Source organism: Rhizobium lusitanum (assembly GCF_014189535.1).
GTDB lineage: Bacteria > Pseudomonadota > Alphaproteobacteria > Rhizobiales > Rhizobiaceae > Rhizobium > Rhizobium lusitanum_C.
This window is the reverse complement of record NZ_CP050308.1, coordinates 1,142,800-1,166,875: the sequence shown is the minus strand read 5'-3', so window position 1 is coordinate 1,166,875 and position 24,076 is coordinate 1,142,800. Positions and strand designations below refer to the sequence as shown.

The following is a 24,076-nucleotide window of genomic DNA, read 5'->3' as shown; positions in this document are numbered from 1 at the left end:
ATTCCCCCTTACAACGGACGCAAAATGGGGTAGAAGGCCCACAACCCCATAAGCTCTTTGGAATAATTTGGCCTGGGCCGGAGACGAGAATGGCATTCAATGACGACAGCTTCATCCGTGAGGTGAACGAGGAACTGCGTTCGGACCAATTGCGGTTCGTATGGCGCCGTTTTGGCCGGCTTATCATCGGCGCTGCCGTGCTTGTCGTTGTCGGCACCGCCGCCTATAGCGGCTATCGCTACTGGTCCGGTCAGCAGGCTGGCAACAGCGGCGATCAGTTCATTTCCGCGCTGACGCTGGCCGATCAGAACAAGACCGACGATGCGCTGGCAGCACTTGCCGTCATCGAAAAAGATGGTAGCGGTTCCTATCCGCTGCTGGCGCGTATGCGCGCCGCTACGCTGCAGGCGCAGAAGGGCGATACCGCCGGTGCTGTTGCCGCTTTCTCGGCAATCGGCAAGGAGACAGCTCTTCCGACGGTTATCCGCGATGCGGCTCGCCTGCGTGCGGCATATCTGCTGGTCGATACGGGCACTTATGATCAGGTCGCGGCCGAAGCCCAGGAACTGGCGGTGCCCGCCAATACGTTCCGGCATTCGGCGCGTGACGTATTGGGTCTTGCCGCCTACAAGGCAGGCGATTTTGCCAAGGCACGGCAATGGTTCCAGGCGATCGTTGATGATCCCCAGAGCCCGCGCAATGTCGGCAATCGCGCCCAAATGCTGCTTGACCTCATTACGGCATCCGGCAAAGCTCCGGCTGCGAACGGCTGAAGGGTAAATTATTAAATGAGTTTCACGGTTGCGATCGTCGGTCGCCCGAATGTCGGCAAGTCCACGCTGTTCAACCGTCTGGTTGGCAAGAAGCTGGCGCTTGTCGATGATACGCCGGGTGTCACGCGGGACCGTCGTCCCGGTGAGGCCAAGCTGATCGACCTGCGTTTCCGCATCGTCGATACCGCCGGTCTCGAAGAAGCGGACGAAGAGACGCTCGAAGGCCGCATGCGCGCCCAGACCGAGCTGGCGATCGATGAGGCTGACCTGACGTTGTTCGTCGTCGATGCCAAGATGGGCTTGACGCATGTCGACAAGACGCTGGCGGAAATGCTGCGCAAGCGCGGCCGTCCGGTCGTCCTGGTCGCCAACAAGTCCGAAGCACGCGGCTCCGACAGCGGCTTCTACGATGCCTATGCGCTGGGCCTCGGCGAGCCTTGCCCGATCTCGGCCGAACATGGCCAGGGAATGATGGATCTGCGCGACGCAATCGTCGAAGCAATCGGCCATGACCAGGCTTTCCCGCCGAGAGATGACGAAGCAGAGACGAATGTCAGAATTCCGCGCTCCCCCACAGGCGAGGATGGCGAGGAGATCGAAGAAGAAGAGCCGGTTTATGATGAGACCCGGCCGCTGCGCGTCGCCATCGTCGGCCGCCCGAATGCCGGCAAATCGACTCTGATCAATCGCTTTCTCGGTGAGGATCGGCTGCTGACCGGCCCGGAAGCCGGCATCACGCGCGATTCCATCTCGGTCGACTGGTCCTGGCGCGGCCGCACCGTGAAGATGTTCGATACCGCCGGTATGCGCCGTAAGGCCAGGGTGACCGAGAAGCTGGAAAAGCTTTCCGTCGCCGACACGTTGCGCGCCATCCGTTTCGCCGAGACCGTGGTCATCATTTTCGACGCCACTATTCCCTTCGAGAAGCAGGATCTGCAGATCGTCGATCTGGTCATCCGTGAAGGCCGCGCCGCCGTCATCGCCTTTAACAAGTGGGACATGATCGAGGATCGCCAGGCCGTGCTTGCGGACCTTCGCGAAAAGACCGACAGGCTGCTGCCGCAGGCTCGCGGCATCCGCGCCGTGCCGATTGCCGGCCAGACGGGTGACGGCCTGGACCGGCTGATGCAGGCGATTGTTGACACCGACAAGGTCTGGAACAAGCGGATCGCCACCGCCAAGCTCAATCGCTGGCTGGAAACGCAGCAGGTTCAGCATCCGCCACCCGCTGTTTCCGGACGGCGCATCAAGCTGAAATACATGACCCAGGTAAAGGCACGTCCGCCTGCTTTCATGATTTCCTGCACGCGCTCGGACTCGCTGCCGGAATCCTACGTGCGCTATCTTATCAACGGCCTGCGTGCGGATTTCGCCATGCCGGGCGTGCCGATCCGCATCCATTTCCGCACATCGGAAAATCCCTACGAGACCAAGAAAAAGCGGTGACGGGCTGAGGGATCAGGCCGCGCCCTTGTTCAGCGCTTCGCGCAGGGTGACGATTTCCGCTTTCAATCGCGTCAACTCAGCTGCCGTCGTATTCGACGCATCAAGGATGCAAGGGGGGATGGCGGCGGCTTTTGTCTTCAGCGCCGTCCCTTCACTCGTCAGGCGGATCAGTACCTGCCGTTCGTCTTCCTTGCTGCGGATACGCTGGATGAAACCCGCGACTTCGAGACGTTTCAGCAGCGGCGTCAGCGTGCTTGATTCGAGAAATAGCTTCTCGCCGATACCGCCAACCGTCTGACCATCCTCCTCCCACAACGTCACCATGACGAGATATTGCGGGTAGGTGAGGTTCAATTCATCGAGCATCGGCTTATACAGTCGGTTCATTGCATGGTTCGCCGAATAGAGGGCGAAGCATATGAAGTTGTCTAATTTCAATAGGTCGTCGGTCATCTCTAACACTCCGTAAGGGAGTCTATTTAAGTCGTGCGATAAACAATCGTAATCATAAAAATGCATGACTGCCATGCATAGTTCCGGATTTCCCGAAAAATGATCGTTTGAACCCCCGGACGCCGTCCGCCATTATATTCTCTCTCGACTTCTGTGTGCAATTACTCAATAATTCATCCATGCTCACTCAAAATTCATGAGATGAAAATGATCCGCGCAGGCAAGCCAACAGAAATTATCGATGGCAAAACCGTCAAGAGCCTTGCCGAGGCGCATGCGATCCAGGGTGCGGTGGTCGTCGGTCAGCCTGGCGGCTGGGCCGTTCTTGTTCGCTATGGCACAGCCGAGCGAGCCGTCGCCGCGCAGCGGTCACATCAACCGCGGCTCTGGCGGAATCTGAACACTGCGGTTTCTTTTGTGCGCGAGGAGTTGGGAATGCCGCGTTTCGAAATCGATACTGTCGACTACGATCCGGAAGCGATCGAGCGCAAGCGCCCCGACCAGACGGAGCGACTCCGCCAACAGCAGGAGGCGGCGGCGTATGACACATGGTTTCGCGCGCAAGTGCAGGAGGCGCTTGACGGGATCAAGGATGGGACGAACCGGGTTGTGCCGGATGAGGAAGTCAAAGATCGACTTGACGCTCTGCGCGCTGAATTGACGCGTCGGGCGCGATAAAGCGGTGCGATTGGTCTGGCATGAAACAGCAATCAGCGATGTCGAGCGATTCATGCTTTATATCGCCGAACGCAATCCGGCTGCGGCTCGAAGCCAACTTCGAGAGGTCGAGGCGCAAATTCAACGGCTTGTAGATTTCCCTCATTCCGGTCGCATTGGCCGATTACCGGGCACGCGCGAACTGGTCGTGACGCGAACCTCGTTTCTCGTCGTGTACAGGGTCGAAGACAGTATCGAGCTGATACGTGTCTTGCACGGCGCGCAACAATGGCCGCTTGTCGACAGCGAGTAACAAGAGCCTAGTGTTTGCGAACCAACATCCGGCCGCGATGGTTGGCGACGCGGACGTTGCCGATGAATTGGGTCGTGGCGGCTTCCCAGGAATAGTTGAGCGCCAGCGCTCGGGCTGCCTCGCGAGAAGAGGAGAGTGCGGCGCGGCAGGCTTCCCCCAGGTCATCATTGACGACGCCGGCCGTTTCGTCGCCGGCGAGAATGTCGGCGGGGCCGGTGACGGGGTAGGCGGCAACGGGAACACCGCTTGCCAGCGCTTCGAGGATGGCATTGCCGAATGTGTCGGTCTTTGACGGGAAGACGAAGACATCGGCCTGGGAATAGGCGTGCGCCAGGGCTTCGCCGAACTTCGAACCGAGGAAATGCACCATCGGATAGAGTTTCTGCAGCTCGGCGCGTGCCGGCCCGTCGCCAACGACGACCTTCGAGCCCGGCAGGTCGAGATCGAGGAAAGCCGGCAGGTTCTTTTCGAGAGCGACACGACCGACGGTCATGAAAATCGGGCGGGGCAGGCCGAAGGGGGCGTCCTCCAGCGGCTGCGGACGAAACAGCGCGGAATCGATGCCGCGGCTCCAGGGCAGCAGGTTGGAGATGCCCTTCTGCTTGAGTTCGTTGGCAAGGCTCGGTGTTGCGACCATGCAGCCGAAGCCGGCATTGTGGAACCATTTGACGAAGGCGTAGAGCCAGCTTTGCGGGATCGGCAGCCGGGCGGCGACATATTCGGGGAAGCGGGTGTGGTAGCTGGTCGAAAACGGCATGCCGTTCTTCACGCACCACCGCCTGGCCGTCAGCCCGAGTGGGCCTTCCGTGGCGATATGCACATAGGTCGGTCGCGCTGCTTCGATCCGGGCGGCGACCTTGCGGTAGCTCGCGATCGACAGGCGGATTTCTGGATATGTCGGGCAGGGAATGTTGCGGAAGCCTTCCGGTGTGATCATGGTCACTTCAATGCCCATGCGCGCCAGTTCGCGGTTGGTGTTTTCGATCGATCGGACAACGCCGTTCACCTGCGGATGCCAGGCATCGCTGACGATGATCAGGCGTTCGGGCACTGAAACCGGAGTTGCCGCCTCAGCCCATGCCTTGTGATCGATGTCCGACAAACGTTGCAACATGTCCAAAACGTTCCATCTGCACCGCATCCTGATGATGCCGGTACAACCAAATGCGGGGCAACAAAGGTGATTCCCGCGCTTGCTCTATTGTGCGGGTTGTCCATGATGGAAATATTACAGCGCTTAGTCGGCTGTCTGGAGCTTCTCGGGGGGCACCAGGGCGCCGTGTTCCTGGATGACTTTGGCGGCGATCACAGCGGCGAAATGGGCGGCAGCTATCGGGTCGTCGTGCTCGAGATAATCGGCGAGGAACGCGCCGTTGAAGCTGTCGCCGGCGCTGGTGGTATCGACGACCTTGGCAACTTTCACCGCCGGAACCAGTGTTTCACCGGCGTCTGTGCCGATGGTGGCACCTTCGGGGCCATTCTTGACGACGACCATATTGGCGCCGTGCTGCCGATAGCGGCGGATGGTGCCGGCAATCGAGTCGTCGCCGAAATGCGCCGCCTCGTCGTCGAAGCTCGGCATGACCAGCGTCGAGGCGCGGGCGCCTTCGCCGATCAGTGTGTGCATGGCGTCCAGGCTTGACCAGAGGCGCGGACGGATATTGGGGTCGAAGGCCACCAGCTTGCCGATGGCCTTGGCGCGGCGGAGTTCGGCGAGTAGCGTCTCGGCATCCTCATGGGACAGGATCGCTAGGGTGATGCCTGAGAAATAGAGGACGTCGGACGCTTCGATCGCGGTGCGCAACTGGTCGCCGTCGGCGGCGAGCTGGCGGGCGGCGGAACTGTCGCGCCAGTAGCTGAAGGAGCGCTCGCCGTCCTTGAGGTTGATCATATAAAGACCCGGCGTCTTGCCGAGAAGGCGGCGGATATTTGCCGTGCCGATGCCGTGCGCGCCCATGAAATCCAGCATCTCGTCGGACATGGCGTCATCGCCGAGCGCGGTGAAATAATCGACCGACCAATCTTGCGGCATGCAGGCGCGAGCATACCAGGCCGTGTTGAACGTATCACCGGCAAAGCCCTTGCGCAGATGCCCGTCCTTGGCCTGCGACAGCTCCACCATGCATTCGCCGATCGATAGAAAACGCCCGCCCAAGACTTGCCTCCCGCAGTTTACCTGCTTGCTGCATACCCGCATGGGGCCGCTTGGGCAAGGTGGACGGCGGGCTCCGCCGTCCACTTTTGCAGCCTTACGGCAAGTCCATATGATAGCACGCCGCGGTCTGGCCCGGGCGCACCTGCTCGGTCGGTGGCGCCTTCGTCCGACAGATATCCGTCGCCTTCCAGCAACGCGGCGAGAAAACGCAGCCGGGCGGTGGGTTGAGCGGCGAGGGCGGGTCACCCTGCAGGCGGATGCGCTGGCGGCCGCGCGCCAGTTTCGGATCCGGGATCGGTGCAGCGGAGAACAGCGCCTGCGTATAGGGATGTGCCGGATGGTCGAAGACGGTGGCGGCAGAGCCGGCCTCTACCACCTTGCCGAGATAGAGCACCAGCACGTCGTCCGAGATCAGGCGCACGACGGAGAGGTCGTGGCTGATGAAGATCAGCGTCAGGCCGAACTCCTTGCGCAACTTGCGCAGAAGCGTGATCACCTGGCCCTGGATCGAGACGTCGAGGGCGGAGACCGGCTCGTCGCAGATGATCAGCTTCGGCCGGGTGATGACGGCGCGGGCGATGCCGATGCGCTGTGCCTGTCCGCCGGAGAACTCATGTGGATAGCGGTTGATCATCTCCGGCACCAGGCCGACCGCCGCCATGATCTCACGGACGCGGTCCTGCCGCTGCGCTCTCGACAGCTTCGGCTCGAACACGGTCAGTGGTTCGGCAATGATGTCGCCGACGGTCATGCGCGGATCGAGCGAGGCGATCGGATCCTGGAAGATGATCTGCATGTCGCGGCGGGCGGCGCGCATTTCTTCTTCGGACAGATCCAGGAGGTTGCCGCCCTGCCACATGATGCGGCCCTTCTGCGCCTTGATCAGCCGCAGGATGGAGCGACCGAGCGTGGACTTGCCGCAGCCGGATTCTCCGACGATGCCGAGCGTGCGCCCGGTCTTCAGCTCGAAGCTGACATCGTTGACCGCCGTCAGGATCAGCGGCGGTTTAAAGAAGGATTTCGACGGCAGCTCGAATTCGGTGGTGAGGTGCTCGACCTTCAGAAGCGTTTGCTCAGCCATGGACGAGGCTCCGTTCCTGATTAGCCGAAAGGGGGTGGAAGCAGGCAGCGCAACGCTGCGGCGCGAGTTCGTTGAGCGGCGGCGCAGCGTCCAGACAGTCGTCCTCCACATGGGCGCAGCGCGGCGAGAAGGCGCAGCCACGCGGCAGGTGCATCAGGTTCGGCGGCCGGCCTGGGATGACGGCGAGATCGTCGACATCCTGATCCGGCCGTGGGATGGAGGCATGCAGCGCCGCCGTATAGGGATGAGCCGGATTTTCGTACAGCTCGTCGACCGGGGCTTCCTCGACGATGCGGCCGGCATACATGACGGCAACGCGATCGGCGAGACCGGCAACGACGCCGAGATCGTGGGTGATCATCACCAGAGCCGTGTTCATCTCCGCCGTCAGCTCGTTGAAAAGATCGAGGATCTGGGCCTGGATGGTGACATCGAGCGCCGTTGTCGGCTCGTCGGCAATCAGCAGCTTCGGCTTGGTCAGCAGCGCCATGGCGATGACGATGCGTTGGCGCATGCCGCCGGAGAGCTCATGCGGATAGAGATTAAAGCGCCGGGAGGGGTCGGGAATACCGACGCGCTTCAGCATGTCCAGCGCGGCTGCCGAGGCGGCGCGCGCCGAAAGCCCACCATGGACTTCGAGCTGCTCCGTCAATTGCCGGGAGATGCGCAGCGACGGATTGAGTGCCGTCATCGGGTCCTGGAAGACCATCGCCACATCCTTGCCGCGCACATGATCGAGTTCGCGCGGCTTCAATTTCAGGATGTCCTTGCCGTCCAGCAGCGCCTGGCCGCTGGTGCGGCCGTTCTTGGCGAGCAGGCCCATCAGGCCGAGAAAGGTTTGGCTCTTGCCGGAACCGGATTCGCCAACGATGGCGACACGCTCGCCACGGCCGACCTTGAGGTTCATCTTCGAGACGGCGGCAACTTCGCCCTCCGGCGTGCGGAAGGTGATCGAGTAGTCTTTGAGTTCGAGAAGTGTTTCTGTCATGTCAGCGATCCTTCGGATCGAAAGCGTCGCGCAGGCCGTCGCCGATGAAGAGCAGGCTCATCAGCAGGGCGACCAGGAAACCGGCGGGGAAGAACAGGATCCAGGGCGTGGTCTCCATGCCGGCCGACCCTTCAGCGATCAATGTGCCGAGCGAGGTCAACGGTTCCTGCACGCCAAAGCCGAGATAGGACAGGAAGCTTTCCGTGGCGATGATCTCGGGGATGGTGAGCGTTGCGTAGATGACGACCGGCCCGACGAGATTCGGAACGATGTGCTTGAGGATGATCTTGAACGGTCGCTGACCGGAGGCCCGCGCCGCTTCGATGAATTCCCGCTGCTTGATGGAGAGTGTCTGGCCACGCACGATGCGCGCCATGGTCAGCCATTCGAGCGCACCGATTGCCGCGAACAGCAGATAGACGTTGCGGCCGAAGATTACCATCAGCAGGATGACGAAGAGGACGTAGGGCAGCGCGTACATGATATCGACGAAGCGCATCATGACGGCATCGACGCGGCCGCCGAAATAGCCCGAGACGGCGCCGTAGAGCACTCCGATGACGACCGAGACGAGCGTGGCGACGAGCGCGACGGTCAGTGAAACGCGCGTGCCGTAGAGCGTGCGCGCCAGTAGATCGCGGCCGTTACCATCAGTGCCGAAATAGTGGCCGACGGCAAAGTCCGGAGCGCCTCGGAAGGAGTTCCAGTCCGGGTCCTCATAGTTAAAGGGAAGCAAGCTCGGGCCAACGATGGCGACGAGCACTAGCAGAGCCAGCACAATGATGGAGAGGGCGGCTGCCTTGTTGCGCAGGAGGCGGCGCATGGCGTCGCCCGTGAGGGAACGGCCTTTCGGTGCGAGCCCCTCGGCTGCAAGCAACTCTGCTTCCAGCAATTCACGTTTTGCGGAATTGAGGATCATCGCATTCTCACTTTCGGATCGAGCCAGGCGTAGGCGATGTCGACGATCAGGTTCAGAATCACGATCAGCACCATGTAGAAAATGACCGTGCCGAGGACCATGCCGTAGTCGCGGTTGAGCGCGGCGCCGACGAAGTAGCGACCGATTCCGGGAAGGCCGAAGATGCTTTCCACCACCAGCGAACCTGTGAGCAGATAGCTTGCCGCCGGTCCGAGATAGGAGACAACGGGCATCATCGCCGGTTTCAATGCATGACGCATCACCGTGAGCCTGGGCCCGATACCCTTGGCCTTGGCGGTGCGGATGAAGTTCTGGCCCATTACCTCGATCATCGAGCCGCGCATCAGGCGTGAGATGCGGGCTGCGTGCGGCAGGGTCAGAACGATGATGGGCAGGACCAGGAACCGGATCGAGCCGTCGCCCCAGCCGCCGACCGGCAGCCAGCCAAGCGTGTTGCCAAAGATAAGCTGCAGGATCGGGGCGATCAGGAAGCTCGGCATGACGAGGCCGAGGAGTAGGCCTCCGCCCAGCCAATAGTCGGCGCTCCGGTTCTGATAGAGCGCCCCAAGACAGCCGACGAACACGCCGATGATGGTCGACAGGATGAAGGCGGCGCCGCCAATGGTCAGCGTGTAGGGAAAGCCCGACATGATTTGCTGGGTGACGGTGAAGTCCTGATTGGCGAAAGAGGGGCCAAGGTCGCCCTTCATCACGTCACCGACATAGATCAGGTATTGCTCGACCAGCGGCTTATCGAGATTGTAGTGGGCCGCGAGGTTGGCTTTGACTTCCGGCGGCAATGGCCGTTCGCCATCGAAAGGGCCGCCGGGAGCGAGACGCAAAATGAAAAAACACACTGTTACGGCAATCCACAAGACAGGGATTGTCGACAGCAGACGACGGAGAGCATAGCGAAACATGGGTGCGTTGAGGCCCCACCCGGCAAGAGCGGGTAGGGCCTTTTCCTATTATTGTTTGATGGACAGCCAACGGGTGCGGTGAATGTCCTGAATATTGTCCACGAAGCCTTCAACCTTCGGAGCAACGATATTCTGGGAAACATAATAGTAGATCGGGATCGCGGCGCTGTCGTCGAGCGCAAGCTGTTCGGCCTGCTTGTAGACCTCGGCGCGCTTCTTCAGGTCGATTTCCGCATTGCCCTGTTTGATCAGCGCGTCATATTGCGGGTTGCTCCAGCGGCCGTAGTTCATTTCGACGCCGGTCGACAGCAGGTTGAGGAAGTTGATCGGATCGTTGTAGTCGGCGAGCCAGCCGGCGCGGCCGATCTGCACTTCGCCGCGCTGCATCTCGTCGTAATGCACCTTGGTTTCGGTGTTGTAGAGCTCGATTTCGACGCCAAGCGGCTTCCACATGGCGGCGATCGCAACGGCGATGCGCTTGTGGTTGTCGTTGGTGTTGTAGCGAAGCTGTGCCTTCAGCGGATGGTCGGGACCGAAGCCGGCTTCCTTGAGGAGCTTCTTGGCCTCTTCGACCTTCTTGCCGTAGGGCTCGTCCTTCCAGCTTACATAGGCTGGCTCGCCATAATTGGCGGTGCCCGGCGGCACCCAGGAATAGGATGGCAGTTCGCCGGTGCCGAGGATCTTCGGGCCGATGACTTCGCGGTTGACGGCCATGGAGAGGGCCTGGCGGAGGCGCTTGTCGTTGAAGGGCGGCTTGGTGGAGTTCAGGACGTAATAATAGGTGCCGAGGAACGGTACCACATGCGCCTGACCAGGAAGGTTCTTCTGGATCCACTCATACTGGTCGGCGGGGAAAGAGGTCAGGATGTCGAACTCACCGGCGCGATAGCGCTTCAGTGCGGCCGCCTGATCTTCCAGCGTATAGTAGTTGACGTTGTCGATCTTGATGTCCTTGGCGTCGTAATACTGATCGCTCTTGACCATGCTGACATGCGAACCAGGCACCCATTCGGTGGGCTTGTAGGGGCCGTTGGTAACGATGTTGCCGATCTTGACCCACTCGTCGCCCTTGGCTTCCACGACGTGCTTCGGCACCGGATAGGCGGTGTAGTGCATCAGCGCGTTGAGGAAATAGGGGGTGGGGTTTTCGAGCGTGATTTCCAGCGTCTTGTCGTCGATCGCCTTGACGCCGAGCTGGCTGAGATCCTTGATCTCGCCCTTGTTGATCTTTTCCGCGTTCAGGATCGTATATTGCAGATAGGCGTATTGGGCGGCGGTCTTGGGGTCCATCAGGCGCTGGAAGGAGAAGACGAAGTCGCTGGCGGTCACCGGCGTGCCGTCGGACCACTTGACGCCGTCGCGCAGCTTGAAGGTATAGACCTTTTGGTCCTGGGAGATGGTCCAGCTTGCGGCCTGCCCAGGAATGGGGTTGTCCTTGGGATCTTCCGTCACCAGGCCTTCGAAAATATCGCCGTCGATGCGGTTTTCCCAGTCGCCGGAAATCTTTTGGGGATCAAGCGACGTGGGGTCGCCGCCATTGTGGATATTGAGGGTCGCCGCATGTGCGGAAACGCTCAATAAGGTGCCGACGAACGCCGACGCGATGAATTTCCGGGTGAAATAAGCCATATATATCCCCACCTTTCTGGAGTTACGGACCTTGTTTTTTCAAGGTTATTTTAGTTCCGCAGATGACCTGGACGTGCAGGTCAATGTCGCAAGTTATCTGATGCGACGTCGCTTTCAAGCCCCCCTGACAAATCGTCACTGGCGGCGAAGACGTTTCTACCCATGGGAGTTTTGCAAAATCAGCCTCATAAAACCTCTGCGTTTAATTCGGGTGACATGCTTCTCCGATTGGCGGCTTGCCGCCTCTGGCTTAGTGTGCGACTTGAAAGAACCCTTATGAAATCGAGGCGGATTGTTGATGAGCTCAGCGAGCAAGGTGGCGGAAGCTGATTGGTGGCGTGGCGCGGTGATCTATCAGGTCTATCCGCGATCGTTTCAGGATACAGACGCCAACGGGCTTGGCGATATCAAGGGCATCACCCGCCGCCTGCCGCATATCGCATCGCTCGGTGTGGATGCCATCTGGCTGGCGCCGTTCTTCACCTCGCCGATGGCGGACATGGGCTATGACGTCGCCGATTATTGCGATGTCGATCCGATCTTCGGGACGCTCGCCGATTTTGACGAGATGATGACATCGGCGCATGCGCTCGGCATCAAGGTCATCATCGATCAGGTGATCTCGCACACCTCCGATCGCCATCCCTGGTTCGTCGAGAGCCGGGCAAGTCGCGACAATCCCAAGGCGGATTGGTATGTCTGGGCCGATCCGAAGCCGGACGGCACGGCGCCGAACAACTGGCTGTCGATCTTCGGCGGACCGGGCTGGGAATGGGACGGTGTGCGCCGGCAATACTACCAGCACAATTTCCTGACCTCGCAGCCGGACCTGAATTTCCACAACAGCGAAGTCCAGGACGCCTTGCTTGCCACGGTCAAGTTCTGGCTCGATCGCGGTGTCGACGGCTTCCGGCTGGATACGGTCAACTATTATTTCTGCGACAAGCAGCTGAGGGACAATCCGCCCGCGACCACTGTCATCGGCGGGCTGGATGCACCAGAGAGCAATCCCTATGGGATGCAGAACCATCTCTACGACAAGACGCAGCCGGAAAATATCGATTTCCTGAAGCGTTTCCGCGCGCTGCTCGATCAGTATGAGGGGCGTGCGACCGTCGGTGAAGTGGGCGATGGCGCTCGCTCGCTCCAGACCGTGGCCGCCTATACCAGCGGCGGCGACAAGCTGCATATGTGCTATACCTTCGATCTGCTTGGGCCGGATTTCACGCCGGCGCATTTCCGCCGCTGCGTGGGGGATTTCCAGGAAAATGTCGCTGATGGCTGGGTTTGCTGGGCTTTCTCCAACCATGACGTCAATCGCCATGTCAGCCGCTTCGCCGAAACGGAGGCCGAGCAGCCTCGTGTTGCCAAGCTGGCAATTTCGCTGCTGTCGACATTGCGCGGCTCGATCTGCCTCTATCAGGGTGAGGAACTGGGTTTGCCCGAAGCGGAGCTTTCCTTCGAGGACCTGCGCGATCCCTACGGCATCCGCTTCTGGCCGGCCTTCAAGGGCCGCGACGGATGCCGCACACCGATGCCCTGGGAGGGGAGCCGCGCGCATGCCGGCTTCACCACGGCGGAGAAATCATGGCTGCCGGTGCCCTATCAGCACGCAGCACTTGCCGTCGACAAGCAGGAGGCGGATCCGCAATCCGTCTTGCACCATTATCGCCAGACGCTGGCCTTCCGAAAGCAGCATCCGGTACTGCTCGACGGCGACATGACCTTCCTCGACACGAAGGAAGACGTACTCGCCTTTACGCGCAGCAAGGGCGATGCGACGCTGTTCTTTGTCTTCAATCTTTCCCGCGAGCCTGTGAAGGTCACCCTGCCGGAGGGGGTAAAGGTGGCCAAGGTCGTGCCTATGCCGGGCTTCGAGGGCTCGGACGTGGGCGAGTTGGTGACGCTCGCAGCACTGGATGTGTTCTGCGGACAGGTCGGGTGATCAGCCGATCAGCATGAACTTGTCGACATCCACAAGGCCCCGGTCCGAAATCTTCAGATGCGGGATGACCGGCAGGGGCAGGAAGGCGAGTTGCAGGAAGGGTTCTTCCAGCGTCGCGCCGAGGGCATAAGCCGCCTGGCGCAGGTGATGCAGCGTGTCGCGCACGCTTTCATAGGGCTCCAGACTCATCAGGCCGGCGATGGGCAGGGCGATTTCGCCGGTGACGATGCCGCTTTCGACGACGACGAAACCGCCGTTGATTTCGCTGAGACGGTTGGCGGCGCGGGCCATGTCATCCTCGTTGACGCCGACGACGCAGATATTGTGGCTGTCATGGCCGACGGTCGAGGCGATAGCGCCCTTCTTCAGGCCAAACCCCTGCACAAAACCATTGGCGTGATTGCCGTTCTTGCCGTGGCGCTCGATGACGGCGACCTTGATGATGTCGTTGCCGAGGTCGAGGTCGGTCTGGTTGCCCTTGAGCGGCAGACGGTAGCGGCGGTGTTCGGTGATGATCTTGCCGGGGATGACGCCGATGACCGAGCTTTCGCCCTCGGTGGCCGGTACGCCGAAATCGGCGGCATTGATCGGGCTTGCCCTGACGCTATCGAGGCCGACGGGGGAGACCGGCTTGCGGGTGGCGAATAGCTCTGTGGTGACACGACGGCCAGCCGAGAACACCGTCTCCGCCTTGCAATTCTCCAGGCTGTCGATGATGACCAGATCGGCACGCCAGCCGGGCGCCACCAGACCGCGGTCGCGCAGGCCGAAGGCGCGAGCAGCGGAGATCGAGGCGGCGCGGTAGATCGCCAGCGGCTCGACGCCATGAGCGACGGCCGTTCGGATCATATAATCGAGATGACCCTGTTCGGCGATGTCGAGCGGATTGCGGTCGTCGGTGCAGAGGGCCAGATAGGGCGACAGGCGCTCGGTCAGGATCGGCATCAGGGCGTGCAGGTCCTTGGAGACCGAACCTTCGCGCACGAGAATATGCATGCCCTTGCGGATCTTTTCGAGGGCTTCTTCGGCGGTGGTCGATTCATGCTCGGTGCGGATGCCGGCTGAGAGATAGCCGTTGAGATCATAGCCGCGCAGCAGCGGCGCATGGCCGTCAATATGGCCGCCCTGGAAGGCATCGAGCTTGGCCATGCAGATAGGGTCCTTGTAGACGACACCCGGGAAATTCATGAACTCGGCAAGGCCGATGACTTTCGGATGGTCGCGGAAGGGCAGCAGCTTCTCGATCGGCAGATCGGCGCCTGATGTTTCCAGATGCGTGGCCGGCACGCAGGAGGAGAGCTGGACGCGGATATCCATGATGGTCTCGAGCGAGCTGTCCAGGAAATACTGGATGCCGTCCGTGCCGAGCACATTGGCGATCTCATGTGGGTCGCAGATGACGGTGGTCACGCCATAGGGCAGGACGCAACGGTCGAACTCATGCGGCGTCACCAGCGAGGATTCGATATGCAGATGCGTGTCGATGAAGCCGGGGACGACGATCCGGCCCGAAATATCTATCTCTTCACGGCCCTGGTAATCGCCACAGGTGCCGACAATCCGGTCGCCGCAGATGGCGATGTCGGAAGCGACGAGTTCGCCGGTTACCAGATCGAAGAACCGCCCGCCCTTGAGCACGATATCCGCCGGCTCCCGGCCGACGCCCTGGTCGATATAGCGTTCAAGTTTGGCGGTCATGTTCATTCCTCGCATAAAATTCGCCCCTCATATCCGACCATTCTGCGTTTGCAACAATGGGAATATGAGGGGCGTGGATTTCTTGAAGTCTAAGCCTCAGATATTATTCTGCAAGATCTCCCTGAGCTTGCCGAAGAGTTCGTCGATGTGGTGTTTTTCGATGATCAGCGGCGGGGAGAGGGCGATGATGTCGCCGGTGGTGCGGATCAGCAGGCCTTTTTCGTAGGCCTTGAGGAAGGCGGTGAAGGCGCGCTTGGTGGGTTCGCCGGCGATCGGAGCGAGTTCGATGGCGCCGATCAGGCCGGTGTTTCTGATGTCGATGACGTTGGGGCAGTCCTTCAGGGAGTGCAGTGCGTCGGCCCAGTAGTCCGAAAGCTCGGCGGCGCGGGTCAGCAGGCCTTCTTCCTTGTAGGTATCGAGCGTGGCAAGAGCCGCGGCCGCGGCGATCGGGTTGCCCGAATAGGTGTAGCCATGGAAGAACTCGATCATGTGTTCGGGTCCCTGCATGAAAGCGTCATGGATTTCCGAGGTGACGAAGACCGCGCCCATTGGGATGACGCCGTTGGTCAGGCCCTTGGCTGTGACGATGATGTCGGGGGTGACGCCATAATATTGGGCGGCGAACGGCGTGCCCAGGCGGCCGAAGCCGGTGATGACTTCATCGAAGATCAGCAGGATGCCGTGCTTGGTGCAGATTTCGCGCAGCTTCTGCAGATAGCCCTTCGGCGGAATCAGCACGCCGGTGGAGCCGGCGACCGGCTCGACGATGACGGCGGCGATGGTGGAGGCGTCATGCAGCGTGACGATACGCTCCAGTTCTGAAGCGATGTCGCCGCCATGTTCGGGCTCACCACGGGTGAAGGTATTCTTGCCGGGAACATGCGTGTGTGGCATGTGGTCGACACCGGTGAGTAGCGTGCCGAACATTTTGCGATTGGTGACGATGCCGCCGACGGAGATACCACCGAAATTGACGCCGTGATAGCCGCGCTCGCGGCCGATCAGGCGGGAGCGGGAGCCGTTGCCCTTCACGCGATGATAGGCAAGCGCCACCTTCAGCGCGGTCTCGACCGATTCAGAGCCGGAATTGGTATAGAGAACGTGGTTCATGCCTTCTGGCGCGATATCCACCAGCCGGTTGGCCAGTTCGAAAGCCTTGGGATGGCCGAGCTGGAAGGCCGGTGCATAATCGAGTTCGCCTGCCTGCTGGCTGATGGCTTCGGTGATCTTCGGGCGGCAATGCCCGGCGTTCACGCACCACAGACCCGCCGTTCCATCCAGCACCTGCCGCCCGTCATGGGTGGTGTAGTACATGTCCTTGGCACCGACGAAGAGGCGCGGTTCCTTCTTGAACTGGCGATTGGCCGTAAACGGCATCCAAAAGGCGCTGAGATCATTGGGGGCGGCGTTCAGACGAGTGGACATGCTGTTCTCCATGGCTATTCGGGGGCCATTTCCCGATCGCGGCGCGGGTCGCGTGATTATTGACTGTCTGGTCAAATTATCAGTCGGCCCCTTGGCGTCAAGATGAAGCTGAGGGGAGGCAGGGGAGGGGCCGAACAAGACGAGACGAGACAGAGTAAGGGCAGGATGTGGTGATTTCGTTTTTCGTCCTGTTCTGTCTCGTCTTGTCTTGTTCGCGTGGGCCAAATCAGATCAGATCGCATCTAGTATGGAGAGAAGCGACTAGCGAACGCGATGGGGCCGTGACGTGTGTCGCTTGTACGCAGATGGGGGCTCAACGCGAAAAAGCTGGCAAATTGAAAATTTGCCAGCCAAATCAGATATATGTGTGGTCATGAAAGCAGCTTGATCTCAAGGGTTGGAACGTATCGTCCCCCTGAGGATCATGCTTCGGCAGTCTTAGAGCCAGTTTGGGCTCTTAAGCAGCCGTTCTGCTTTTTTCCGGTTCACAATAAATGTCTTCCAGTGTTTCCAGGACCCGGATGACCGACTCTGAAGTGCTGGAGTAGTAAATTGTTTGAGCATCGCGGCGCGTCTTCACCAGCTTCTGGGCACGGAGCTTTGAAAGGTGCTGGGAAAGTGCAGATTGGCTGAGCCCCACCTGGTTGGCCAATACGCCGACCGGGACTTCACCCTTGACCAAACTGCAAAGAATCATCAGGCGCTTGGGGTTCGCCATTGCAGATAATAGTGCTGCCGCCACGTTGGAGTGGTCGGCCAAATTTCTTGTTTTCATCTCTTTGATCTTCCTAATGCGGAGCGTACATCAGAAATTGCGTAATTTCTAAACCGGGGAGCTAACCCGATAGCTAACAATACCAAGAGGGGTGAAAGATTGTATATACCTAAATTTAAGGTATCGAGTATGCTATTTTAGATATGCGTGTTGTAAGGTCGTGTCCCGCCCATATGGGTAGGGCGAATTCCCCTCTGAACGCCCCATTTTCCCAAATTAAGTCGATTCCTGCCGTATCCAGGCCGTAAATCCGTCAACACTCGCCCATTTTCCCCTCCGGCCCACCCCTGATGACCGAGACTATATCGGGACGCGAGCTACTAATTCTCGCACTACGGCATCTGCCTCTTTCGCGAGCATTTCGTTAGCCGCCGAAAGAGATCATCAGATCGGACCCTGGCAGAACGAAGGCTTTACCGAAGCCGCCATTCAGGCTGGCGGCAAGCGGGATCAGGCGGAAGAAACAGAAATCCGGAAAATCGACATAGAGCTTCGCCTTGGGATGGCGGGCGAGAAAACGCGCACGAATGCGTTCATGCCGCGGATCTTCGCGATCGACGCGCTCGGCGTTGCATTGGACGCTGAGGCGTGGATGGGCGAGGGGATCGCCCTTGCCGGGCTCGCCGAAAAGGGCCGAGACGCGCGGATCCTTCGACAGCGCCTTGGTATGGGCCGAAAGGCCGGACACGAGGATGACCGGCACGTCATCGATATCGGTGCCGGTCAGCACGCGGCTGACGGAGGGAAAGCCGGTCTCGGAGTCGAAGACGGCAAGTGCCGCGAAGCGGGCCGAGCACAACAGGGTACGCGCCTGCTTACGCGCTTCGTCGTCGGTCTCCCGTAACAGGGACGGCTTGTCGTTCATCGTCTCTCTCCCGCAGAACAGAAAGAGCAGTCCAGATGGACTACTCCCTCCGTCGGTGGCTGGTGAGGCCAGCCACGACGTCCTGGGCGGAAATCGTCCCGATAACCACGCCATTGTCAACGACGCCAATATTGCCCGGTTGGCGCGTCAGTGCGTCGAGGATGTCGACAAGCGGCGTCGAGACCGTCGTCGTGGCCGTGACCGAACCGCTGTTGGCGGAGTGGCCGAGGCCCCGTTGCATGACATCGCCCGCCGTGAGCATGCTGATCGGGTTCATGTGCTGCACGAAGTCGGCGACATACTGATCGGCGGGGTTCCTGACGATTTCCTGCGGCGTGCCACACTGGATGATGTGCCCGCTCTCCATAATGGCGATGCGATTGCCGATGCGGAAGGCTTCGTCGAGATCGTGGCTGACGAAGAGGATCGTCCGCTTCAGGCGGCGCTGGAATTCCAGAAGCTCATCCTGCAGGCGGGTGCGGATCAGCGGATCGAGCGCCGAAAACGGCTCGTCCATGAGCAGGATCGGCGCGCCGGTGGCAAAGGCGCGCGCAAGGCCGACACGCTGCTGCATGCCGCCGGAGAGTTCGTTGACCCGGCGGGTTGCCCATTGCGTCAGGTTGACGAGTTCCAGCTGTTCGTCGACGCGCTTCTTCCGCTCCGGCTCCGGAACGCCGGCAAGCTCGAGGCCGAAGCCGACATTGTCGGCAACGGTGCGCCAGGGCAGCAATGCGAACTGCTGGAACACCATGGAGACCGTGTGCATGCGCAGGTCACGCAGCGTCTTGGGACTACAGCCATAGGGGTTGACTGGCCCGGTCTTGGTGTTGACGACGACATCGCCGCGCACGACCGGGGCCAGGCCATTGACGGCGCGCAGCAGCGTCGATTTGCCGGAACCGGACAGGCCCATGAGCACGAGGATTTCGCCTTCCTCGATCTCCAGCGAGGCATTGGCGACGCCGAGCACCATGCCGGTCGACTTGCCGATCTCGTCGCGGGTCTTTCCTTCGTCCGCGAGCTTGAGGGCAGCCTCGGGACGGTCGCCGAAGATGATGCTGACGTTGTTGAAGGTGACGGCGGTGGTCATGAGCGGTCTCCTTCGCCGGGGGCGCGGAACATGCGGTCGAGAATGATTGCGAGAATGACGATGCAGGAGCCGGAATCGAAGCTCTTGGCGACATTGACACTGTTCAGCGCACGCAGTACCGGCACGCCGAGGCCAGGTGCGCCGACGAGGGCGGCAATGGACACCATCGAGAGCGACAGCATGATCGTCTGGGTCAAACCGGCCATGATCTGCGGCATGGCGAAGGGCACCTCGACTTTGCGCAGCACCTGTTGCGGCGTCGCTCCGAAGGCTTCGGCCGCCTCGACGAGAGAGGGCGGCGTCGAGATGATGCCGAGGCGGGTCATGCGGATCGATGCGGGAATGGCGAAGACGACCGTGGCGATCAGGCCTGGCACCATACCGAGGCCGAGCAGGATCATCGCCGGCACCAGATAGACGAAGGTCGGGATGGTCTGCATCAGGTCGAGGATCGGCCGCATGAAGGCATAGAGCCACGGGCGGCGCGCGGCGGCGATGCCGAGGGGGACGCCGACGAGCATGCAGACGAAAGTGGAGGCCAAGACCAGCGCAAGCGTCTCCGTCGTCTCCTTCCAATAACCCTGGTTGATGGTGATGAGCAGGCCGATGAAGGTGAGGGCGGTGACAGCAACGCTCCGGCGCATCCAATAGGCGATGGCCGCGATAACGACGACGACGATCAGCGGATGTGGCGCTTGCAGGAGGAATAGCAGCGCTTTGATTCCATGCGAAGCGACGAAGGAAAGGCCGTCGAAGAACCATATGAAATTGGTCGTCAGCCAGTCGACGACGGCTTTGGCCCATGGGCCGATGGGGATGCGATAATCGGTTAACCAGTTCACGTTCTTGCCCACTCTTTGGGCGGCGATCCCGGACGTCTTGGGTCGTTCCGGATGCGGCCGCCGGAGAATAACAGCCTATGGCGCCACATTGGACGTTGCCCGATGTGCGGCGCGATAGGAGGGAAGCAGTCCTTCCATGGAAGAGAAAGGGGCGGTTAAGCCGCCCCTTGTCCCCTCGATGTTACAGGCCAAGCTTGGCCTTGACTGCCGCAAGCCCGTCACCGCCATCCTTGGTGGTAACGCCGGCGAGCCAGGGGGTGATTGCTGTCGGATTGGCCTTCAGCCATTCCGTTGCAGCCACTTCCGGTTCCTTGCCGTCGGTCAGGATCTTGCCCATGATCTCGTTTTCCATCGGCAAAGAGAAGACGAGGTTCTTCACGAAGGTGCCGACGTTCGTGCATTCCTGAAGATAGCCCGCGCGGACGTTGGTATAGACCGTCGCACCGCCGTAGTTCGCTCCGAAGACGTCGTCGCCGCCGGAGAGATAGGTCATCTTGTAATTGCTGTTCATCGGATGCGGGGCCCAGCCGAGGAAGATGATCGGCTTGCCTGCCTTGTCGGCGCGAGACACCTGGGCAAGCATGCCCTGTTCGGAAGATTCGACCACTTCGAAGCCCTTGAGGCCAAAAGTGTTCTTGTCGACCATGTCGATGATCAGGCGATTGCCGTCATTGCCCGGTTCGATGCCATAGATCTTGCCGTCCAGATCGTCCTTGTGGGCGGCGATATCCTTGAAGTCCTTGATGCCGAGCGCCGCGCCCTTTTCGTTGGTCGCGAGCGTGTATTTCGCGCCTTCCAGGTTGGCGCCGACGGTTTCGACCGACTTGTCTTCGGCAAACGGCTTGATGTTCTCGGCCATGGAGGGCATCCAGTTGCCGAGGAAGACGTCGATGTCCTTGTTTTTCAGCGACTGATAGGTCACCGGCACCGCAAGCACCTTGACGTCGGTGTCGTAGCCGAGAGCTTTCAGGAGGATGGAGGCAGTCGCCGTGGTGGAGGTGATATCCGTCCAGCCAACATCGGCGAAATGCACGGTGCTACAGCTTGCCGGTTCGGCGGCGGAAGCTGCGGTTGCGCCGAGTGTCAGCGCGGAAAGGGTTGAAGCGAAGGCAAGTGCGGTAAATGTCATTTTTATCATTACGTGACTCCCAGTCTAACGTTCCCAAGCAAGCACCAATAACTGACATTTACAAGCGACCTCCGCGTATTTGCGCCGGTTTGGTGGGGCTGATTGCGACTCCGGTGTTTTTCCGATCCGCTGTTGCAAAACCAGTCCTATTTCGCCCCGGCTGACCGTAATTCCTGTGGTTTTCGTCAAAGGCGTCTTTTCTTCGCGCGGCGGAGCACCCATGAAACGGTCAAGGAGAATGTTATGGCCAAGCTCTACTTCCATTATTCGACGATGAATGCCGGCAAGTCGACCATGCTGCTGCAGGCCGCCTACAATTATCAGGAGCGCGGTATGCGCACTGCGGCCTTTATCGCGGCGTTGGACGATCGTGCTGGTCGCGGGAAGATAGCGTCGCGTATTGGTCTGACGATGGAGGCCATTCCGTTCGACGCTGCCGACGATCTCTACGCCTTGGTCGATCAAATGCATGCCGAAGAGCCTCTGGCTTGCGTCTTCGTCGATGAGGCGCAATTCCTGTCGCATGAACAAGTGTGGCAGCTTGCCCATGTCGTTGATCGCCTCGACCTGCCTGTCATGGCCTACGGGCTGCGCACGGATTTTCATGGGAAGTTATTTCCGGGTTCGCAGGAGCTGCTGACCATCGCCGACGAGTTGCGGGAAGTCAGAACGATCTGCCATTGTGGGCGCAAGGCGACGATGGTCGTGCGCCTGGATGCTGCCGGCAAGGCGGCGCGCGACGGTGCGCAGATCGAGATCGGTGGCAGCGACAAATATGTTTCGCTCTGCCGCCGTCACTGGGAAGAGGCGATGGCGGAGGAGTAGAACCGTCCGCGTCATTGCGTCATCCGGCAAGCGGCCGCAAATGTCTCTATGGTCGCGGCAACGGGATGGATCGCTTCCCGATTAGGGAGGAATAATGAAATCGCTCTGTCTGCTGGCTGCGGCCACTGTTTTTTTCTCCAGTTCGTCCGCCTTTGCCGATGGCGATGCGATCGCCGGCGCGGCGGTCTTCAAGAAATGCGCCGTCTGCCACACAGCGACCGCGCATGAAAACCATGTCGGGCCATCGCTGATGGGCGTGGTCGGCCGTCCCGTCGCCACCGTGCCGGACTACAACTACTCCTCGGCGATGAAGGCGTTCGGCGCCGACGGCAAGGTCTGGGACGAGGCATTGCTCAGAAAATACCTGCCCAGCCCGCAATTCCTGGTGAAGGGCACAAAGATGACCTTTCCGGGCTTGAAGAGCGACAAGGATCTCGACAATCTCATCGCCTATCTGAAGAACCCGGCTGTCGCGCAGTAAAAGGGCAAGCTCTGCTGTCGCACTAGTCGTGCAACCGCTTCAGAACCCCTTGCAGGCGTGTTTCTCCAACCCACTGGGAAAAAAGCAATGCGTTTCGTGAATCCCATTCCGTTTGTTCGCGACATAAATTGCTCAAAGGAGTTCTACAACAAGCGGCTCGGTCTGAAGATCATGGAAGACTTCGGAAATTTTGTTCTCTTCGAGACGGGCTTCGCGATCCATGAAGGCAGGTCGCTTGAAAAGACGGTCTGGCGGCAAAATATCGATCCCGCCAAGTCTTATGGGCAAAGAAACTTGCTTCTGTATTTCGAACATGAGGATGTTGATGCGGCCTTCGCAAATATCGCGCCGCATGTTGAATTGATTCATCCTGTCGAAAAACAGCAATGGGGTCAGCGGGTCTTCCGCTTTTATGATCCGGATGGGCACGCTATCGAGATCGGCGAGCCGCTGAGTAAAGTACCCAAGGGTAATTGACGTAAGAGCAGATGTGTCGCTCGGCGACGGCTGAAGCCGACAGGCAATACGCGCGTTCCGCCATTTTCTTTGCACCTATAAGCGGTTAATCTCGCCTGTAACGGCAATTGAGAGACGCTTTCATGGTCAAGGTTCATCCCTTCGACGGCGAGCTCGACAAGGCGCGCGCGACGCTCGACGATGCGATCAAGGGCTTGGGTGCGGCAAACACCATGCTTGCCGGTCACGCCCGCGGAGGCGCACGTCTCGGCCCTATCAATTTCCCGGTGGAGGAGACGCAGGTGCGCGAGACGCTTGAGTTGCTCGAGCGCTGGAAATTCCTCGGGCGGTCGTTGGTCAAGGAACTGGATAGGGTCACTGCGGCGGCCGATTTGCAACATCGGCGATTGTTCGATGAAAAGGCCGGGCCCGAAAGGTCAAGTTGGTTCGGGCGCAGGATCGGCCAAGGACATGTCAAACCGGCGTTAATCGTGGCGGAACTGGATGCGGCGCTGGGAGCATCAGCCTCGCTCGATGCCCTGTTCAAGGCGGCCAGGCCCTTGTTGATCCAGGCTTTTCATGATTGCGAGACGCATCTGGCGCAGGTCATCGAGCGGCGGCAGCACGCCGATTTCGAGATAGAAGACGTGCAGCGCCAGGTGGATGATTTGGCGCCGAGAATTCTGGACCGGCGCGCTGGCGCCTCGTCTATCCGCAATGCGGCTTCGCAATCCGAATTGGAAACGGACTATCAGCGGCTGCTTGCCGAGCAGAGCGATCTGCGAGCGCGTGAGCAGGCTCTGCAGCCGGAGAGGACGGCGCTGCAGCGGCTTATCGATATCTACGAGGAGGTGGCGACAGTTCTGAATGCGCAGGTCGCCGCCGTCAATGCGATGGCGGGCAAGCTTGTGGTCGATACCGAACAGCGGATCGCCTTGCTGAAGGCAGTGATGTCGGAGGTTGTGCCGCCTTTGCCCGCCGTTGAAAGACCGGCCCCGGTCGCCGCGTTGATGAGTGCATTCGAGGCCAATGTGCTCGCCGGTCATGATCTTGCAAGACGCAAGGAGCATGCCGACAAGGTCTTTATGCGACGGCTGGAATCTCCGCTGTTGGCCACGCCGGTGATGGAAGGGGAGCAACTGGTCGAGCCTGAGCCTGAGACCTCGTCATCATCTGCGATTGAAAAATGATATCAGCCGGTTGCCGTCTCC

24 protein-coding genes are annotated in these 24,076 nt (G+C 60.1%); 9 read left to right on the top strand and 15 right to left on the bottom strand.

Annotation, left to right across the window (positions count from 1 at the left end; all coding sequences use genetic code 11):
- Nucleotides 1-89: 89 nt before the first annotated feature.
- Both HB780_RS19400 and der read left to right on the top strand, forming a co-directional pair.
- On the top strand, nt 90-773 hold the full coding sequence (locus HB780_RS19400) for a tetratricopeptide repeat protein (protein WP_183695202.1): 684 nt from the start codon (nt 90-92) through the stop codon (nt 771-773).
- A 15-nt stretch (nt 774-788) separates the two neighbouring features.
- Complete coding sequence (gene der / locus HB780_RS19395; protein WP_183695199.1) at nt 789-2,219, top strand: ribosome biogenesis GTPase Der; 1,431 nt, start codon at nt 789-791, stop codon at nt 2,217-2,219.
- Between the two features lie 12 nt (nt 2,220-2,231).
- Here der and HB780_RS19390 read toward each other — a convergent pair whose 3' ends face one another.
- Nucleotides 2,232-2,672, bottom strand: coding sequence for a MarR family winged helix-turn-helix transcriptional regulator (locus HB780_RS19390; RefSeq protein ID WP_183697269.1), 441 nt, complete (start codon nt 2,670-2,672; stop codon nt 2,232-2,234).
- Between the two features lie 207 nt (nt 2,673-2,879).
- On the opposite strand from HB780_RS19390, the gene HB780_RS19385 reads away from it, so the two are divergent.
- Both HB780_RS19385 and HB780_RS19380 read left to right on the top strand, forming a co-directional pair.
- A complete protein-coding gene (locus HB780_RS19385; RefSeq protein WP_183695196.1) occupies nt 2,880-3,350 on the top strand; it encodes a calponin homology domain-containing protein in 471 nt (156 codons plus the stop codon).
- A 4-nt stretch (nt 3,351-3,354) separates the two neighbouring features.
- Nucleotides 3,355-3,642, top strand: coding sequence for a type II toxin-antitoxin system RelE/ParE family toxin (locus tag HB780_RS19380; protein ID WP_183695194.1), 288 nt, complete (start codon nt 3,355-3,357; stop codon nt 3,640-3,642).
- Nucleotides 3,643-3,649: 7 nt separating this feature from the next.
- On the opposite strand, the gene HB780_RS19375 is transcribed toward HB780_RS19380, so the two are convergent.
- The 7 genes from HB780_RS19375 to HB780_RS19345 form a co-directional block, all read right to left on the bottom strand.
- Nucleotides 3,650-4,756, bottom strand: a complete 1,107-nt coding sequence (locus HB780_RS19375) for a glycosyltransferase family 4 protein (RefSeq protein ID WP_183695191.1) — start codon at nt 4,754-4,756, stop codon at nt 3,650-3,652.
- A 123-nt stretch (nt 4,757-4,879) separates the two neighbouring features.
- Nucleotides 4,880-5,797, bottom strand: coding sequence for a sugar kinase (locus tag HB780_RS19370; RefSeq protein ID WP_183695188.1), 918 nt, complete (start codon nt 5,795-5,797; stop codon nt 4,880-4,882).
- A gap of 94 nt (nt 5,798-5,891) precedes the next feature.
- A complete protein-coding gene (locus HB780_RS19365) occupies nt 5,892-6,878 on the bottom strand; it encodes an ABC transporter ATP-binding protein (RefSeq protein WP_183695186.1) in 987 nt (328 codons plus the stop codon).
- Nucleotides 6,871-7,866, bottom strand: a complete 996-nt coding sequence (locus tag HB780_RS19360) for an ABC transporter ATP-binding protein (protein ID WP_183695183.1) — start codon at nt 7,864-7,866, stop codon at nt 6,871-6,873. The genes HB780_RS19365 and HB780_RS19360 overlap by 8 nt, the downstream gene beginning before the upstream one ends.
- Nucleotide 7,867: 1 nt before the next feature.
- Entirely contained in the window at nt 7,868-8,785 is a 918-nt protein-coding gene (locus tag HB780_RS19355) for an ABC transporter permease (protein ID WP_183695179.1), read from the bottom strand.
- Nucleotides 8,782-9,705: an ABC transporter permease subunit gene (locus HB780_RS19350; RefSeq protein ID WP_183695176.1), complete on the bottom strand. Its 924-nt coding sequence runs from the start codon at nt 9,703-9,705 to the stop codon at nt 8,782-8,784. The genes HB780_RS19355 and HB780_RS19350 overlap by 4 nt, the downstream gene beginning before the upstream one ends.
- Before the next feature lie 48 nt (nt 9,706-9,753).
- Entirely contained in the window at nt 9,754-11,334 is a 1,581-nt protein-coding gene (locus tag HB780_RS19345; RefSeq protein ID WP_183695173.1) for a peptide ABC transporter substrate-binding protein, read from the bottom strand.
- Between the two features lie 298 nt (nt 11,335-11,632).
- Here HB780_RS19345 and HB780_RS19340 point away from each other — a divergent pair, with 298 nt between their 5' ends.
- A complete protein-coding gene (locus tag HB780_RS19340; protein ID WP_183695171.1) occupies nt 11,633-13,279 on the top strand; it encodes a beta-galactosidase BglA in 1,647 nt (548 codons plus the stop codon).
- Here the strand turns inward: HB780_RS19340 and ade are convergent, their stop codons facing one another.
- The 7 genes from ade to HB780_RS19305 all read right to left on the bottom strand — a co-directional run bounded on the left by ade (nt 13,280) and on the right by HB780_RS19305 (nt 21,112).
- Nucleotides 13,280-14,977 (bottom strand): adenine deaminase, encoded by a 1,698-nt coding sequence (gene ade, locus HB780_RS19335; protein ID WP_183695168.1) that lies wholly within the window; start codon nt 14,975-14,977, stop codon nt 13,280-13,282.
- Nucleotides 14,978-15,073: 96 nt separating this feature from the next.
- Nucleotides 15,074-16,402 carry an omega-aminotransferase AptA gene (locus HB780_RS19330; RefSeq protein ID WP_183695165.1) on the bottom strand — a complete coding sequence of 443 codons (1,329 nt, stop codon included), beginning with the start codon at nt 16,400-16,402 and terminating at the stop codon, nt 15,074-15,076.
- 457 nt (nt 16,403-16,859) lie between these two features.
- Nucleotides 16,860-17,177, bottom strand: coding sequence for an ArsR/SmtB family transcription factor (locus HB780_RS19325; protein WP_007692427.1), 318 nt, complete (start codon nt 17,175-17,177; stop codon nt 16,860-16,862).
- Nucleotides 17,178-17,541: 364 nt separating this feature from the next.
- Nucleotides 17,542-18,042 carry a HugZ family pyridoxamine 5'-phosphate oxidase gene (locus HB780_RS19320; RefSeq protein ID WP_286203145.1) on the bottom strand — a complete coding sequence of 167 codons (501 nt, stop codon included), beginning with the start codon at nt 18,040-18,042 and terminating at the stop codon, nt 17,542-17,544.
- A gap of 40 nt (nt 18,043-18,082) precedes the next feature.
- Nucleotides 18,083-19,132 (bottom strand): choline ABC transporter ATP-binding protein, encoded by a 1,050-nt coding sequence (choV, locus tag HB780_RS19315; RefSeq protein ID WP_183695162.1) that lies wholly within the window; start codon nt 19,130-19,132, stop codon nt 18,083-18,085.
- Nucleotides 19,129-19,974: a choline ABC transporter permease subunit gene (gene choW / locus HB780_RS19310; RefSeq protein ID WP_183695160.1), complete on the bottom strand. Its 846-nt coding sequence runs from the start codon at nt 19,972-19,974 to the stop codon at nt 19,129-19,131. The genes choV and choW overlap by 4 nt, the downstream gene beginning before the upstream one ends.
- A 181-nt stretch (nt 19,975-20,155) precedes the next feature.
- Nucleotides 20,156-21,112: a choline ABC transporter substrate-binding protein gene (locus tag HB780_RS19305; protein WP_183695157.1), complete on the bottom strand. Its 957-nt coding sequence runs from the start codon at nt 21,110-21,112 to the stop codon at nt 20,156-20,158.
- A 234-nt stretch (nt 21,113-21,346) separates the two neighbouring features.
- On the opposite strand from HB780_RS19305, the gene HB780_RS19300 reads away from it, so the two are divergent.
- The 4 genes from HB780_RS19300 (at nt 21,347) to HB780_RS19285 (ending at nt 24,055) form a co-directional block, all read left to right on the top strand.
- The gene (locus HB780_RS19300; protein ID WP_183695154.1) at nt 21,347-21,928 is read left to right on the top strand and encodes a thymidine kinase; all 582 of its coding nucleotides are present in this window, start codon (nt 21,347-21,349) and stop codon (nt 21,926-21,928) included.
- Between the two features lie 94 nt (nt 21,929-22,022).
- On the top strand, nt 22,023-22,409 hold the full coding sequence (locus HB780_RS19295; protein ID WP_183695151.1) for a c-type cytochrome: 387 nt from the start codon (nt 22,023-22,025) through the stop codon (nt 22,407-22,409).
- A gap of 87 nt (nt 22,410-22,496) precedes the next feature.
- Nucleotides 22,497-22,886 (top strand): VOC family protein, encoded by a 390-nt coding sequence (locus tag HB780_RS19290; protein WP_183695148.1) that lies wholly within the window; start codon nt 22,497-22,499, stop codon nt 22,884-22,886.
- A 122-nt stretch (nt 22,887-23,008) separates the two neighbouring features.
- A complete protein-coding gene (locus HB780_RS19285) occupies nt 23,009-24,055 on the top strand; it encodes a hypothetical protein (protein WP_183695144.1) in 1,047 nt (348 codons plus the stop codon).
- The last annotated feature ends 21 nt before the right edge of the window (nt 24,056-24,076 follow it).

Bases quoted from the DNA above. Each gene is read 5' to 3' on its own strand.
- HB780_RS19400 (WP_183695202.1), top strand. From the start codon at position 90: ATGGCATTCAATGACGACAGCTTCATCCGTGAGGTGAACGAGGAACTG.
- der (WP_183695199.1), top strand. From the start codon at position 789: ATGAGTTTCACGGTTGCGATCGTCGGTCGCCCGAATGTCGGCAAGTCC.
- HB780_RS19390 (WP_183697269.1), bottom strand. From the start codon at position 2,672: ATGACCGACGACCTATTGAAATTAGACAACTTCATATGCTTCGCCCTC.
- HB780_RS19385 (WP_183695196.1), top strand. From the start codon at position 2,880: ATGATCCGCGCAGGCAAGCCAACAGAAATTATCGATGGCAAAACCGTC.
- HB780_RS19375 (WP_183695191.1), bottom strand. From the start codon at position 4,756: ATGTTGCAACGTTTGTCGGACATCGATCACAAGGCATGGGCTGAGGCG.
- HB780_RS19365 (WP_183695186.1), bottom strand. From the start codon at position 6,878: ATGGCTGAGCAAACGCTTCTGAAGGTCGAGCACCTCACCACCGAATTC.
- HB780_RS19360 (WP_183695183.1), bottom strand. From the start codon at position 7,866: ATGACAGAAACACTTCTCGAACTCAAAGACTACTCGATCACCTTCCGC.
- HB780_RS19355 (WP_183695179.1), bottom strand. From the start codon at position 8,785: ATGATCCTCAATTCCGCAAAACGTGAATTGCTGGAAGCAGAGTTGCTT.
- HB780_RS19350 (WP_183695176.1), bottom strand. From the start codon at position 9,705: ATGTTTCGCTATGCTCTCCGTCGTCTGCTGTCGACAATCCCTGTCTTG.
- HB780_RS19345 (WP_183695173.1), bottom strand. From the start codon at position 11,334: ATGGCTTATTTCACCCGGAAATTCATCGCGTCGGCGTTCGTCGGCACC.
- HB780_RS19340 (WP_183695171.1), top strand. From the start codon at position 11,633: ATGAGCTCAGCGAGCAAGGTGGCGGAAGCTGATTGGTGGCGTGGCGCG.
- ade (WP_183695168.1), bottom strand. From the start codon at position 14,977: ATGACCGCCAAACTTGAACGCTATATCGACCAGGGCGTCGGCCGGGAG.
- HB780_RS19330 (WP_183695165.1), bottom strand. From the start codon at position 16,402: ATGTCCACTCGTCTGAACGCCGCCCCCAATGATCTCAGCGCCTTTTGG.
- HB780_RS19325 (WP_007692427.1), bottom strand. From the start codon at position 17,177: ATGAAAACAAGAAATTTGGCCGACCACTCCAACGTGGCGGCAGCACTA.
- HB780_RS19320 (WP_286203145.1), bottom strand. From the start codon at position 18,042: ATGAACGACAAGCCGTCCCTGTTACGGGAGACCGACGACGAAGCGCGT.
- choV (WP_183695162.1), bottom strand. From the start codon at position 19,132: ATGACCACCGCCGTCACCTTCAACAACGTCAGCATCATCTTCGGCGAC.
- HB780_RS19305 (WP_183695157.1), bottom strand. From the start codon at position 21,112: ATGATAAAAATGACATTTACCGCACTTGCCTTCGCTTCAACCCTTTCC.
- HB780_RS19300 (WP_183695154.1), top strand. From the start codon at position 21,347: ATGGCCAAGCTCTACTTCCATTATTCGACGATGAATGCCGGCAAGTCG.
- HB780_RS19295 (WP_183695151.1), top strand. From the start codon at position 22,023: ATGAAATCGCTCTGTCTGCTGGCTGCGGCCACTGTTTTTTTCTCCAGT.
- HB780_RS19290 (WP_183695148.1), top strand. From the start codon at position 22,497: ATGCGTTTCGTGAATCCCATTCCGTTTGTTCGCGACATAAATTGCTCA.
- HB780_RS19285 (WP_183695144.1), top strand. From the start codon at position 23,009: ATGGTCAAGGTTCATCCCTTCGACGGCGAGCTCGACAAGGCGCGCGCG.